The 12557-nt window shown below is 65.5% G+C and carries 11 protein-coding genes; 5 read left to right on the forward strand and 6 right to left on the reverse strand.

Annotation, left to right across the window (positions count from 1 at the left end):
* Nucleotides 1-249: 249 nt before the first annotated feature.
* Nucleotides 250-486, reverse strand: coding sequence for a hypothetical protein (locus tag ACIRSS_RS23705; protein ID WP_400898351.1), 237 nt, complete (start codon nucleotides 484-486; stop codon nucleotides 250-252).
* Nucleotides 487-814: 328 nt separating this feature from the next.
* Between ACIRSS_RS23705 and ACIRSS_RS23710 the strand changes: the two genes are divergently transcribed.
* Nucleotides 815-1642, forward strand: a complete 828-nt coding sequence (locus ACIRSS_RS23710; protein ID WP_400898353.1) for a hypothetical protein — start codon at nucleotides 815-817, stop codon at nucleotides 1640-1642.
* 134 nt (nucleotides 1643-1776) lie between these two features.
* Here ACIRSS_RS23710 and ACIRSS_RS23715 read toward each other — a convergent pair whose 3' ends face one another.
* Both ACIRSS_RS23715 and ACIRSS_RS23720 read right to left on the reverse strand, forming a co-directional pair.
* On the reverse strand, nucleotides 1777-1959 hold the full coding sequence (locus ACIRSS_RS23715) for a YegP family protein (RefSeq protein WP_400898355.1): 183 nt from the start codon (nucleotides 1957-1959) through the stop codon (nucleotides 1777-1779).
* A 283-nt stretch (nucleotides 1960-2242) separates the two neighbouring features.
* Nucleotides 2243-3469 carry a cytochrome P450 gene (locus ACIRSS_RS23720; protein ID WP_400898357.1) on the reverse strand — a complete coding sequence of 409 codons (1227 nt, stop codon included), beginning with the start codon at nucleotides 3467-3469 and terminating at the stop codon, nucleotides 2243-2245.
* 592 nt (nucleotides 3470-4061) lie between these two features.
* On the opposite strand from ACIRSS_RS23720, the gene ACIRSS_RS23725 reads away from it, so the two are divergent.
* The 3 genes from ACIRSS_RS23725 (at nucleotide 4062) to ACIRSS_RS23735 (ending at nucleotide 8662) form a co-directional block, all read left to right on the forward strand.
* A complete protein-coding gene (locus tag ACIRSS_RS23725) occupies nucleotides 4062-4862 on the forward strand; it encodes a hypothetical protein (RefSeq protein WP_400898359.1) in 801 nt (266 codons plus the stop codon).
* Nucleotides 4859-5272 (forward strand): hypothetical protein, encoded by a 414-nt coding sequence (locus ACIRSS_RS23730; protein ID WP_400898361.1) that lies wholly within the window; start codon nucleotides 4859-4861, stop codon nucleotides 5270-5272. Before ACIRSS_RS23725 ends, ACIRSS_RS23730 begins: the two co-directional genes overlap by 4 nt.
* Nucleotides 5273-7348: 2076 nt before the next feature.
* Nucleotides 7349-8662, forward strand: coding sequence for a pentapeptide repeat-containing protein (locus tag ACIRSS_RS23735; protein ID WP_400898363.1), 1314 nt, complete (start codon nucleotides 7349-7351; stop codon nucleotides 8660-8662).
* A gap of 131 nt (nucleotides 8663-8793) precedes the next feature.
* On the opposite strand, the gene ACIRSS_RS23740 is transcribed toward ACIRSS_RS23735, so the two are convergent.
* Nucleotides 8794-9702 (reverse strand): endonuclease/exonuclease/phosphatase family protein, encoded by a 909-nt coding sequence (locus tag ACIRSS_RS23740; protein ID WP_400898365.1) that lies wholly within the window; start codon nucleotides 9700-9702, stop codon nucleotides 8794-8796.
* Between the two features lie 276 nt (nucleotides 9703-9978).
* Between ACIRSS_RS23740 and ACIRSS_RS23745 the strand changes: the two genes are divergently transcribed.
* Nucleotides 9979-10137: a hypothetical protein gene (locus ACIRSS_RS23745; RefSeq protein WP_400898367.1), complete on the forward strand. Its 159-nt coding sequence runs from the start codon at nucleotides 9979-9981 to the stop codon at nucleotides 10135-10137.
* On the opposite strand, the gene ACIRSS_RS23750 is transcribed toward ACIRSS_RS23745, so the two are convergent.
* Complete coding sequence (locus ACIRSS_RS23750) at nucleotides 10128-11873, reverse strand: hypothetical protein (RefSeq protein WP_400898368.1); 1746 nt, start codon at nucleotides 11871-11873, stop codon at nucleotides 10128-10130. The two genes, ACIRSS_RS23745 and ACIRSS_RS23750, sit on opposite strands and share 10 nt — an antisense overlap.
* Nucleotides 11874-11919: 46 nt before the next feature.
* Entirely contained in the window at nucleotides 11920-12468 is a 549-nt protein-coding gene (locus ACIRSS_RS23755; protein ID WP_400898369.1) for a hypothetical protein, read from the reverse strand.
* Nucleotides 12469-12557 lie beyond the last annotated feature (89 nt).

Below are 12557 nucleotides of genomic sequence, written 5' to 3' on the forward strand. Positions count from 1 at the left end.
GCATGTTCGGCCGCCATCCCATCAACGACAGGCCGGTCAGACCGTGCCAATGCACGAGGCTGTGGCCACGCGTGTCAGCTGGCCACAGGTCGCTCCCGCGGTCGTCGTGGGCGCGAGTTCGAGGTCGGGTGCCGCAGGATCATCCGGCGGCGGCGCCGCGGAGGTCGCGCTGGTCGGCATCAACGTCGTCAGAGCGAGGTGGACAGCCTGCTCATGCCACGAGCCCACAACCGACGCCGTCAGGCACCGTCAGCTTTGCGCGCCAAGGTTAGGTTGCCGGCCCCGGGTGACCTGCCCGCAGCCGGGCACCTGGTCGAGGCGTCCAAGACTGAGCCGGACAAGAAGACCTACCTGGTGCTGCACGGCCAGCGCGGCGCCGACCCGCACTACGACTACGGAACGCACTTCGTCTTCCAGGGCCACGAAGCGGGCGCAACCGGCTACATCACGCGCGTCAACCTCGACGCCGACGCCGACGCCGCCCACCGGGTCACCCTGGTGTCCACCGCGACCACCGACGGCAAGCCGCTGCCGGACTTCGATGGCTCGACGTGGGACCCGTGGGCGCGGCGGCTGCTGTTCACCGCCGAACTCGGCGCCAGCGGCGGGGTCTGGCAGTCCACATTGGACGGAACCCGGACCGAGGACGTCTCCGGCGCGCTCGGGCGCGGCGGCTATGAGGGCATCCAGAACGACTCCGCGGGCAACCTGTGGGTCGTCGAGGACTCCGGCGGCGCCACCGTACCGGGGACCAACGCCAAGCTGCCCAACAGCTTCGTCTACCGGTTCGTACCCAGAGGACAAGGGCGACCTCATGCACGGCAAGCTGCAGGCCCTGCAGGTGCGCTCGCGGCCCACCGGGTCCCCGATCGCGTTCCAGCCGATCGACGCCGCGCACCCGCAGGGCAACGCCTTCAGCGACGACACCAGGGACCTGCACACCTACGGGATGTCGTTCGACACGAAGTGGGTCACCATCCACGACACCGCCACCGACCCGGCCTCGGCCGGGTTCGACGCGAACGCGCTGGCCAAGGCGGCCGGGGCCACGCCGTTCAAGCGGCCGGAGAACGGGCAGTTCCGGCCGGGCACCGGCTTCCGCGAGTTCTACTTCGACGAGACCGGCGACACCAACGCGACGAGTACAGCCAACGACGGCTTCGGCGGCTGGGGCGCGGTGCTCAAGCTCAGCCAGGCCGACCCGAAGGCCGACACCGGCACGCTGTCGCTGGTCTACAACGGCAATAAGGAGCACACCGGCTTGGACAACGTGACGTTCGTCGACGCCGACCACGTCGCGTTCGTCGAGGACGCGGGGGACACCCTGCACACCCAGCGCGGGCTGCTCGACTCGGCGTACCTGTTCGACCTGCTCGCCGACTACGCCCACGGAGCCCAGCCACTGCGGTTCCTCGCCGAGGGCCGCGACCCGTCGGCGACGCTGGACTCGGCGTTGTCCGGCCGGACCGGGTTCCAGAACGACGGCGACAACGAGATCACCGGCATCCACGCGTCCAACGGCGACCCGTCCCCGCAGGGCATCCTCGGTGCCCAGCGCCCGACACCGTTCGCAGATGGCTGGCGGCTGTTTTGGACCCAGCAGCACGGCGACAACGTGCTCTGGGAGATCACCCGGCGCTGAGCCGGCGGGGCGCGGCGGGCTCGGGGCCCGCCGCGCTGCCGCAGTCCGGCCGCGACGATCGTAGGTGGAGAAGGGCGAAAGCGCTGCGAAGCCGGGCTTGAGTGCAGACATCACCCTCAAGCCCGGCTTCGGAATCAGGAGTCCGCTTCGACGATCTGAGCCCCTGCGGCGGCTCGCTGTACGGCTTCGCAGCCTGCCCGGGCGCCTGACTTGCTCTCGTAGGCCTCGCCGACAGCAACGACTTCGCCATTGCCGGCCTTGAGGCGAAAGCGGTGCTTGCCCGCCTTGTCCTGGTAAATCTCGAACTTTCCGGCCACGGTGACCTCCTTGTCCCGCGAGCGTTCAGTGTCACTCGACGTTAACTCCGAGAGCCCGACCATGCTGGCCGCAGCGCGATGCGTCCCTCGGAGGAGTGAGAACCCTGGCCCTGACGCGGCAGGCAGATGCGCCTATCGGTCGCTGGCTCGGTCTCGGTGCCTCATGACTGCGTGGTCAGTCACCGGGGGAGCCGCTGGCGGGCGGTGCTCAAGTCCGCGAGCAGATCGCCGTGGCGGGTGACACGACCGGAACCGTCAGGCGTCCGAGTTCACGGTTCCGGCGTCAGCGAGGTGCGGGCCGGAGGTGGACGGGCAGGCTGGTGTGCCCGTTGGACAGGAACGTGGGGAGGGTGGTCAGTTCCTCCGGCGACACGGCGAGGGTCAGGTCCGGGAAGCGGGCGAACAGCGCCGGGAGCGCTACCTCGGCTTCGAGCCGGGCCAGCGGCGCGCCCGGGCAGTGGTGGACGCCGTAGCCGAAGGTGAGGTGCGGTGCGGCCGCGCGGGTGATGTCGAACTCGTCGGCGGTGTCGCCGTGCTGGGCGGGGTCGCGCCCGGCTGCGCCGAAGGCGACCAGGATCGCGTCGCCGCGGCGGATCATCGTGCCGTCCACCTCGATGTCCTCGACTGCGTACCGCAGTGGCGTGTACGGGATCGGCGCCTGCCAGCGCAGCGTCTCCTCCACCACGGCGGTCCAGGACCGTCGCCCGGACCGGACCAGGGCGAGCTGATCGGGGTGGGTCAGCAGCGCGGTGACGGCGTGGTCGAGCAGGTTGACCGTGGTCTCGTGGCCGGCGGTCATCATCAGCATCATCGTGTCGACGAGCTCGGTTTCGGTCAGTGCGCCGTCCCGGTCGTCGCGCGCGGCGATCAGCGCGCTGGTCAGGTCGTCGGCGGGTGCCGCGCGCTTCTGCGCGATCAGTTCGGTGAACAGGGCGTACGCCGCCGCCACGTTCGCCTGCGCCTGTTCCTCGGTGATCGCGCTGTCGAAGAAACCGTCCACTACTTGGCGGATCCCGGCCCGTTTGTCTGCTGGGACGCCGAACAGCCGGCAGATGACCTCGATCGGCAGCGGGTAGGCGTATCGCGCCCGCAGGTCGACGGGTGCGTCACCGGAATCCGCCTCGATGGCGTCGAGCAGGTCCCGGGTGATTTCTTCGACTTTCGGGCGGAGCGCCTCGGTGCGGCGGGCCGTGAAGGCGGCGGCCATCAGGGAACGCAGCCGCCGGTGGTCAGCACCGTAGGCGGTGAACATGTTCCGGATCGAAACCCAGATCCGCAGCGGCCAGTCATCGGCGATCTCTCCGTTGGTGAACGCGGGCCAGTGCTGCACCGCGTCCTTGGACACCCGAGGGTCGGCCAGCAGGCGACGCAGGACATTGTTCCCGGTAGCGGCCCAGGCCGGAACGCCACCGGGCAGTTCGATCCGGGTGACCGGCCCCCGGTCCCGCAGGCGGGCGCCTTCGGCGTGCACGTCGGAGGCGTTGACGTCGAGCGTGATCGGCTGTTCCATTCTCATTCCCCCCCTGCCGGTTCTCGCACGGACCCCGGCTGAACTCGGATACGGAATGCCGGCTGCGGTTCAGCGCGCGTCCAGGATGCAGATCACGGTCGCCCCCTGCGAACCGGTATTTCCGGCGCTGTCGCGGACCGTGACCGTCACGACCGTGCCGCAGCCGACGCACGGGCTGCTGCAGATCGGCGGCGGTGAAAGAGTCACTGTTGTTTCAGGACTCGATTCAAGGCGCGATCCCACCGGTGGGATTCGCCGAACAGAAGTACATTGTGAAGCCCGCACTGCAGGAGAGGTGCACCACAATGGTGACCGCAGCCGAGTGGACCGTCGCCGCCTGAGCTGGACCGGCGACTACGTTCAGCCTGGTGACCACGCCTGCGGCAGTGACCCAGCACGTAGCCTTCCGGTTTCCCGTTATGGTTTCACCCCCCAAGGATCACCCGGTCGACAGCATTGATAATTGTGCCACCGCGAGGATGTGCCTCGCGTGCCCTCAACGAGTGAAATGACGCGTGACCAGCGCTAATCCGCCATCCTGGTGAAGTCACCCGCGTGGGGGGTGTTGGCGCCCGGATCAGGTGAACGATGGGTGATCAATGCGGTTTCTTGGCGGGACAGTCCGAGTTTTCATCCGCCCCGGCTACTGCGCGGAGCAAGCTGCAGGGAAATCTCTCAGTGCTGGGCGTTCACGCTGTCGGATCCCTTCGCTCAAGCGTGGTGTCGACGTCAGGTTCGCGCTCTTCCCGATCGGCGCGAGCGAGTCCGCGGGCAGTTCCGCCGCACCCTCGCCTGGTTCATCGCCCGCCGTCCGGGCGGCTCCATCGCCGGCGCAATCCAGTACCGCCATCTGAGCATTCACATGTTCGAGGGCTACGCCGGCACCTCCGACTCCGGATTCCGCGCCGAGGTCGAAGCCGAACAGGCCCTCACTCGCGGCGAAGCACTGCTGGCCATGGCCACCGAGCACGACCATCCCGGCCTGACAGGACCAGCCGCTGCCGAGGGCACGCGGCGCCTCGACACGTTCGCCGCCGCGTTCGCAGGGGCGGTCGTCACCGATCCTCGGCGGCTCGAGCGGGTTCTTCGCCGCGCCGATCCCGCCATCTACCCGGGCAAGTACGTCACCTGCGTGTTCAACCCCGACACCGCCCTCTGCCTCAGCAACCGCGCCACCGGATTACGACCCGTCCTGGCAGCGTGCCGACCACTGAACTGTGCGAACGTCGCGCTCGACAGCGCGAACCACGCCGCGCTGCGCGACGAGGTGTCCCACATCGAGCACGAACTCGCCAAGATCCCTACGCTCCCGCCGCTGCTGCGGCACCGGCTCACCGAGCGACGCGACCGCATCACCGCGTTCCTGCGCCGTCACGCCCCGGAGACGCCATGACCCGCCGCGCCAGCCTACCCGCCGAGGACGATGTCCGAGCGGCCCTCGACGCGCTCCGCAACGAGACAGTAGGGACCACCGGACGACCGCCGACCGTCCTTGCCCTCGCACAGCGTGTCGGGCTGGCCAACAGTACCTTCCGCCGCAACTTTCCCGCTATCGTCGCCGAAATCATCCGAAGTCCGGACAGCAGCCGGAAGCCTGACATCAGCCGGCGCGACGGTACGGCGGTGGAACGGCTCACTGAACAGAACACGCGGCTTCGGCTCACCAATCGCGAACTCACCGACCAGGTGGCCCTCGCGATGGCCGCCATCCAACGCCTCAGTCTTGACAACCGTCAGCTGCGCGCCGAACTCGAAGCTGTCTGCAACGTCAGCCGTATCAGCACCCGCCCACCCTGCCGGTGATGCGGCCAGCGACTACAATCCACAGCCGCGACTCCGCCAACCCGCAACCACGCGACTTCACCATCTGGATCAACCGCTATGCGCCAGCGCACGACCGCGCCGACGGCATCTCCGATGTCAACGGCCACCCAAGTCTGGGCATCTAAAACTCGGCGTCGATTCTTGTAGGCAGATCTTAGGGATACTAGAAGCCAACACGCCAGAGCCTGCGTTCGCCAAAAGGGGGCATCTGACGGCTTCGGACTCCGGCTTGATCACGGAAGACGCCTTTTCACATTGACGGACAAGTACGGTCGCAATGGCATCGAAATCAAGCTTCCTTTCGGAACAGTATTCACTGTCCGGCGCGACATTAACCTGCTGACTGTGGCATTCCATGTCTTTGATCTTCTTTAATGCGGCGGAGGTCTCCGGGTCTTCGCACGGATCCCTCTGGCCCAGGCATGCCGTGAGGCGCGCTATCGCGCGCATGCAAGAATTAGGTGCGGGTTCGGCATCCGGCCCCGGCTTTTGAGAGCCATCGGCCGACGAGGGTGGGGCTGGCGGTTGGGAAGTTCCTGGGGTGTGTGCCGGACTGCTTCCTGGAGCGCTTCCTGTTGCGCTTGCTAGACTGCCTCCTGGGCCACTTTGTGAAATAGGACCACTGTTGCTGCTAGGCAAATTAGTTCCGGATGTGGAATTGGAATTTTTATTTAGCTCGTAAATTCCCGTCCCCGTCCAGGTTATCCCCTTCGTCAATGTGGCCTCTGCAACGGTTAACAGAGCAGGTGCCGCTGCCGGAAAACCTGCCGCAACGGCTGCCAGTGTCGGCGTAACTACGAATAACAGAGCCGTGCCAGCTGCAATTTTCTGTTCCGGGGTCATCTTTTGGCCGTAGTCGATTAAGTCTGAGGCAATACCTATGCCTACACCCAGTCCGGCACTGATGGTCTCAGGGCCTCGAACCGGTAGAGGCTGCTGCGTTTGTGGAGGTGCCAGCAGATCTCGAGTGCACTCCTCAAATGCGTGTGCGGCAGCTCGTGACCCAGGAGATGGGAGTATGCCTACTTTGCCGCTCGATTTGGAAATCCCAATCTTCGGTAGGGTCCCGCAGATTTGGTCGCCGCGTACACTGGCAGGATTCTGAAATGTTTCGGAATCAACTAGTCCAAGAGTTGTTACTGGTCCACTGGCTGATGTCATGCATCCAACGATTGCCCATGATTCTGGAATGTTGCCTCCCTTTCCGAGGCTTAGTGGTAGCGGCGAAAACTGCACCTGCACGGGCCGTATCAGTTTTGTGCATACGTTCACGAAGGTATCATCGGCAGGCGTTCCCGTTGGTTCGCCAGCATCCGCGCTGATCCGAATGGCGCACATCGATGAAATCGTAGTGGGCGATACCTCCGCAGGCGTGGCGCTTGGAGGTGCGGATCCTTTGCAGCTGGAGACGACGGTCAGGAGTATGCCGAGGATCAGGCACCCAATGATCTTGCCTGCAGGTGTTGTCAGTGATCGCATTCCGCCCTCCAAGTGCAGTGCTGAGCTGACGCATCGTCCGAGCGTCTGGCAGCCGATTTGCTTCATTCTGCGTCGAATCCAATGGTGGTGATGCCGCCTCCCAGTGATGCGATAAGGGTTCGTGTCCCGATCGTGAACATCCTCTCGTCATCTTCTAACTTGCGGCGGTCGAGGTAGTCTTTTTTTCGAATGACTATTGTCCGAAATTTTTGCGCCGACAGTACATGGTGGTCACTGTCTGCGACAACGCCTTTGAAGAGGTCGGACAACAACAAGCGACCGGCTGGTTGCATTGGTCGGTCCCGGACCCGTTGTGGACTCCGCGCAGGTCCTGGGGAACACGTCCGCGTCAGGGCTCGGCCAAGGCTGACACGAGCTGCGATTGTGCGCTGCCGGTCATGATCGGACCCGCCGGCACCCCACCTGCGGTGGTTTGCAACATCCTGGTGGGCCGCGGCGACTTAGGTGAACATGACCGACCACGCCACGCGGACGCCTTCGCGTACTCGCGTTTCAACTCAGCAGAGCGCCGCTGCGGCGCCGCGGTTGCGGTTAAGGGAGCTGTCGCCTAAGACGATGTGGCTGACCGCGGCCGTGATCGCGTTGCTGACCGCAGGAGCGGTGTTGGTGCTGTGGTGGCCAGCGACTGCCGGGCTCAACGGCGCCGTACTGGTGACCGCCCGGCTAGACGCCCTCAAGATCGGATTGAGTATCGGGGTAGGCAGCGGCGGTGTCGTCGCGCTGTACCTGGCCTGGAGACGACAGGACTCCACCGAACGCACCCTCGCCCACCAGCAGGATGTTCACGCGGCCACGATGGCCCTCCAGGAACGGGTCGCCAAGGCCACCGAGGACGACGCTGCCCAGCGACGACTGAATGAGTTGTACTTCAAGGCCGTCGAGCAATTCGGGTCCCCGCTGGCCACGGTCAGCCACAGTGGCCTTTACGCCCTCGAACGGATCGCGCAGGGCAATCCCGATCAGCGACAGATCGTGGTCAACGTGATTTGTTCCTACCTCCGCAGCCCATACACCCTGCCACCGGCGACCGGCGGACTCCGCCCGCTAGGTATACGGCGCCCGCTGCTGCGATCAACCACGATTCGTCGCCCGCTAGTACCACGCCCCGACATCCATACGGGAGAAGCCCGGCTGCAAGAACGTGAAATGCGCGTAACCACACAGGACATTCTGCGACACCATCTGCAGCCCGGCGAGGACCCAGCCAACCCTCAGGCCAGCTTCTGGCCTGATATCGACATCGACCTCACGGGCGCCACCCTCGTCAACTTCTCCCTCGCCGAGTGCAAAATCGGAGCGGCCAGCTTCCGAGGCGCAACCTTCACCGGCACCGCCCGGTTCGGCAGGGCGACGTTCACCGGCGACGCCTGGTTCGACGGGGCGAGGTTCGGCGACGGCAGGTTCGGCGGCGGCGCCGGGTTCGCCTTCGCGACGTTCACCGGCCTCACTCGATTCGACGGCGCGAGCTTCGCCGACGGCGTCTGGTTCGACGGGGCGACGTTCACCGGCGACGCCTGGTTTCACGAGGCGAGGTTCGTCGGCGGCGCCTGGTTCAACCGGGCGAAGTTCACCGACGAGACCCGATTCGAACGAGCGGCGTTCACTGGCAACGCCTCGTTCGACGATGCGACCTTCACCAGTGATACCAACTTCAGCGGGGTGACCTTCGCCGGCCCAACCAAATTCGCGAACGCGTCTTTCGCTGGTCAGGTGTGGTTCACCGAGGCGGTTTTCACCAGCGACGCCGATTTCGAAGGAGCGACCGATCGCGGGCGCGCCTTCGATCCCGCAAAGAACAATGCGCAGTCGCCTGATGAGGAAATTGCAATCGAGGGTGAGGTTGGGGACGGCGGTGAAGGCGGCGACTGACAGCACGGGTGTGCCTCATCGGAGTGACAGCCACGCCCGCCCAAGTTCGGTTCACGGCGCCGAGCGTCTGTCACCGAACGCTGCCGAGGTCGGATTACGGGATGTCGAAGGTGGCGACGACGGGGCTGTGGTCAGAGCCGGACTTGGTGTCGCCCGCGGTGGGGGTGTCGGTGATGGAGGGCAGGTCGTGGTTGTGGACGGTGCGGACCTGAGGAAGCGGTTTGAGGAGGGCGTGGCTGGCGAAGATGTGGTCGATCAGTTCGCGCCGGCCCCGGTAGACGCGGGAGTAGCGCTCGTCGGCCGGGATGCAGGGGGGCGAGGTTCCAGAGTCGCTGGGGGTCGCCGCCGTCGGGGTGGTCGAATCCTCGGGTGCCGATTTCGGAGCCGGTGGGGCCCTGCAGGATCTGGGTGGTGGCGGCGGGTTCGTCGTTGAGGTCACCGAGCACGACGACCCGCTGGTCGTCGCCGGCGGCGAGCGCGGCGGTGGCGAGCTCGCGGACGGCGACGGCCTCGGCGGTTCGGCGGTAGAGGGCGTAGGCGCCGTAGCGGGCGCGTTCATCCTCGTCGTCGGTGCCGAACCGACCACCGGGGACGGTGAGGAGCTTGGACTTCAGGTGGCAGGTGATCAGGGTGAGCACGACCCCGGCCGCCGGCTCGACCGTGACGGTGAGGGCGCTGCGGCCGAGTTGATAGCTCAGTTCAGTCGGCAGGTCGGCGACCTGGATGGGCGCCAGGTCGTCGGGCAGCGTGATGGTGTCGTCGACGACGGTCAGGGGATGGCGGCTGAGGAATCCGACCCGGATTCCGCGGGCGTCGTGGAGCTGGGAGAGCGTGGGGCGCAAATTTCCGTCGAGGGCCTTGGCGAGGTCGGTGAGGGCTTCGGGGTCGCCGACCTCCTGGACGGCGAGGACGTCGGGGTTGATGCCGGTGATAGTGGCGCGCAGGGCCTCGATCTTCGCGTCGTAGTCCGCGGGGGTTCTCGGCCCGTCACCGCCGGGGCGGAACAGGTTCTCCAGATTCCAGGTACCGATAGTGATCACGACTGGCCCACTCGACCGCGAGCGGTTCGATTACGGCATCCGGCTCGCTTCAAATCCCGCATTGACAGACTCGCCATTCCGCCTTCCGGAGTTACATCCCTCACCCGAATGCCGTACCCCGCGCGCTTGTCCCGAGGCCGCAGGATCCGTCGTTCGTGAGCAACTTGGTGGCGGATGCGCCCCGGCTGACGGAGGGCCAAGGCACAGCCGCGCTCAGCCGCGGTGGGAGGTCGGTCGTGCTCGCCAGATTGTATGGTCGAGCTCCCAGGGGGTGCGGTGCAGCGTCCTGGCGGTGTCGGTGATGAGGTGGCGCGCGGTGCGGACGTCGACGTCGCGGCCGAGGTGGTGGCGTATCCAGCGCAGCAACATGCGGTCGGGCTTCACGTGCCCGGCGTCGCCGACCAGTTGGTTGTCGAGAGGAAAGGCTACGCCTGATCTATCGGGCTGGTGTGGACTCGGCCGAGTTGGGCTTGGTTTTCTTCGCCGCTTCCTTCAGCGATGGTGAGGATAAGCTGGTCGTCTTCGCCGGGAGTCAGAATTCCCCCGCCGGTGTCATCCGTGGGGGTCCAGTGCTGGGCTTTGCAGGTCTGGTGAATGTAGCCGAGGTTCCACTCGGCACCGTCAATCTCGACCGTCAGGTGCCAGGTCACACGGACCCAGCACGGCAAGGAAAGTGGTCTGTCGGTGTCCTGACTGACGCTGAGCGCGGACCAGGATGTGACAACGTGGTGGCCCTCGACCAGTGCCGCAGCATGAAGCCATCCGACCGCTTGGCCTTGCTCGACTGTGGATAGTTCTGGGACGCGCAACTGTTGCGGGATCTTGGTTTGCAAGGTGCGTAGCGCCAGGCAGATAGACAGTTGGGATAGGTAGTCGGGTTCGGCATCGCCGCTAACGAGGTCTTCCGGCAGCTGGGCCAGCGACAGGGCTGGCGGACCGCCGGGCACGCCGACCTTGATTCGGCATCCGGCTTTGAGCGCGTGAAGTGCGGCTAAGGATTCTGCTGCTAGCGTGGGATTCGCGCCGGAGATATCCGGCAAGGTCACTCCAAAGGTCACGGTGTGGTCTCTCAAGTCGATGCGGAACTCCACGGTGACGATGTCGGCGAGGTCGCGCCCGGTCCAAGCGAGTCGTTCGGTGCCGTCGCGGGCTTCGGTGGGTCGCTGCATGGCCAGCGACAGTGTCGCGACCAGGTTGCCGTCGTGGTCGAATCCACGAAGCTCGAAGGGTCTGGTTTCGTCGTTGGCTAGAACGGAGACAGAGATCCGCTCCATGTCGGCGAAGCTGAACCCACCGGGAAGCTCGGCGGTGACAACACTTGCAGGGACATCGGTGAAAGGGATGCCGTAGCCGAGGAAGTCGCGCATCTGCTGGCGGACGTCATCGGATTCGGCAGTGATCGTGACCTGCAGATCCACCGGTAAGGGGCGATCGAGGTGCGCTTCGTCGTAGTGCGCGATGATGTCCAGCTGGGCCATGGTGCCGTCCTCGATGACGACAGCTGAGAACGCCGCTCCGGGTGCAGGTGTCATGACTGGTTGGCTGTCTTGCGGAGCGAGCTGCGCGGACAAGCGGTACTTGTAGTGGGGGTCGGTCTTGTTGAGCGCTGAGACGATGCTGCGGATGCTGGCTAAGGCGGCGACCGGTTGAAGGACTGTGCTGGGTTCGGTCGCGCCGGTGACGCCAAGGGTTTGCACGAGGGTTCGCGCGGTGTCGAGGACGTACTGCTGGCCGTTGTTGAAGTAGTAGTCGACGATCTGGGGGTAGTCGGCTGCCCAGTTGTCGACTGTGGTCAGGCCGATCCAGTCGCTGGGAATGCCCGAGTCCGCGGTGAGTTCGGAGAGCCATTCACGATCTTCCCGTGTGGGGTCGATCGGGCGTACCACGTGCCACGCGGTGACGCGGATGTTCTTTTCCTTGGTGTAGGCGAGGAGGCTGTTCCACGACTTGGTGATCTGGCGTTCCTGGGAGCGGTCGCGCGTAGTGGTGAACTTCTTGATCTGGAAGACCTCCCACCGGTGCGACGCGTGCGGAACGAGGACGTCGATTCCGCCGTCGCCGCGGGAGGGTCGGATGCGTTGGCCGCGCGGATGTTCGCGCAGAAGCATCATTGCGATGACGGCTTCGATTTCGTCTCCGCTGTAGCGTTCCCACGGCACTCGACCCGGCATGCTGTTCTTCTTTCTCGATCGGACGTTCGCGCGGCGAGAGTTGTTCTCAGCCTGTTGTGACCGGCTGGGTTTTCGTGGAGTCGAAGAGCATGTCGAACACGTTTAGGGTCATGCGGATGGGACAGATGCTGTCGTCAGCGCCGAGCAGGTGCAACGCGTAGAGGCTGACTCGGTGGTCGTACGGCATGTCGACGCAGCGGGCGAGAAGGGTCTGGCCGTAGAGCGGATGATGCTCGTTGGCCGGCCGGAAGGGATGCGCCATGGAGGCCTCAACCTTGGTGTACCCAGGGGCAAGGTCCGGTTCTCCATGCCAGTGGCCGGCCTCGTCACGCAGGGAGACGACGACGAGGCCGTGTCTGTCTGCGGTGTTGGCGATTTGCTGCACGCGGGTCTTGGTAACGCCGAGGCGGCCGGCGATCGTGCCGTAGCCCGTGGTGCGGTCACGCAGCTCGTTGATGGCGGCTTTCTTGACCATGGTGACGGCGCTGCGGGCGGCGACAAGGGCCTCGTCGAGCTCTTCGGCTTTGCTGAGCCGATGGTACGGGTCGGCGACCGCGCGAAGCCGGTCGAGGACTTGGTCAAGTAAGTCAGGCATGGCTACCTCCAAGGGGTACAGGTGTAACTGTACCCCTTGGATGGTGGAGGGTCCACTCTGCTTTGAGGAAGGGCAGCGGCCGGCCGGTT

The organism is Amycolatopsis sp. NPDC101161, from assembly GCF_044768185.1.
Taxonomy (GTDB): Bacteria; Actinomycetota; Actinomycetes; order Mycobacteriales; family Pseudonocardiaceae; genus Amycolatopsis.

What these genes read in the sequence shown, in the direction of transcription:
- ACIRSS_RS23750 (WP_400898368.1), bottom strand. Translation starts at nt 11,873, where the DNA reads ATGCCGGGTCGAGTGCCGTGGGAACGCTACAGCGGAGACGAAATCGAA.
- ACIRSS_RS23730 (WP_400898361.1), top strand. Translation starts at nt 4,859, where the DNA reads ATGACCCGCCGCGCCAGCCTACCCGCCGAGGACGATGTCCGAGCGGCC.
- ACIRSS_RS23755 (WP_400898369.1), bottom strand. Translation starts at nt 12,468, where the DNA reads ATGCCTGACTTACTTGACCAAGTCCTCGACCGGCTTCGCGCGGTCGCC.
- ACIRSS_RS23710 (WP_400898353.1), top strand. Translation starts at nt 815, where the DNA reads ATGCACGGCAAGCTGCAGGCCCTGCAGGTGCGCTCGCGGCCCACCGGG.
- ACIRSS_RS23720 (WP_400898357.1), bottom strand. Translation starts at nt 3,469, where the DNA reads ATGGAACAGCCGATCACGCTCGACGTCAACGCCTCCGACGTGCACGCC.
- ACIRSS_RS23735 (WP_400898363.1), top strand. Translation starts at nt 7,349, where the DNA reads ATGTGGCTGACCGCGGCCGTGATCGCGTTGCTGACCGCAGGAGCGGTG.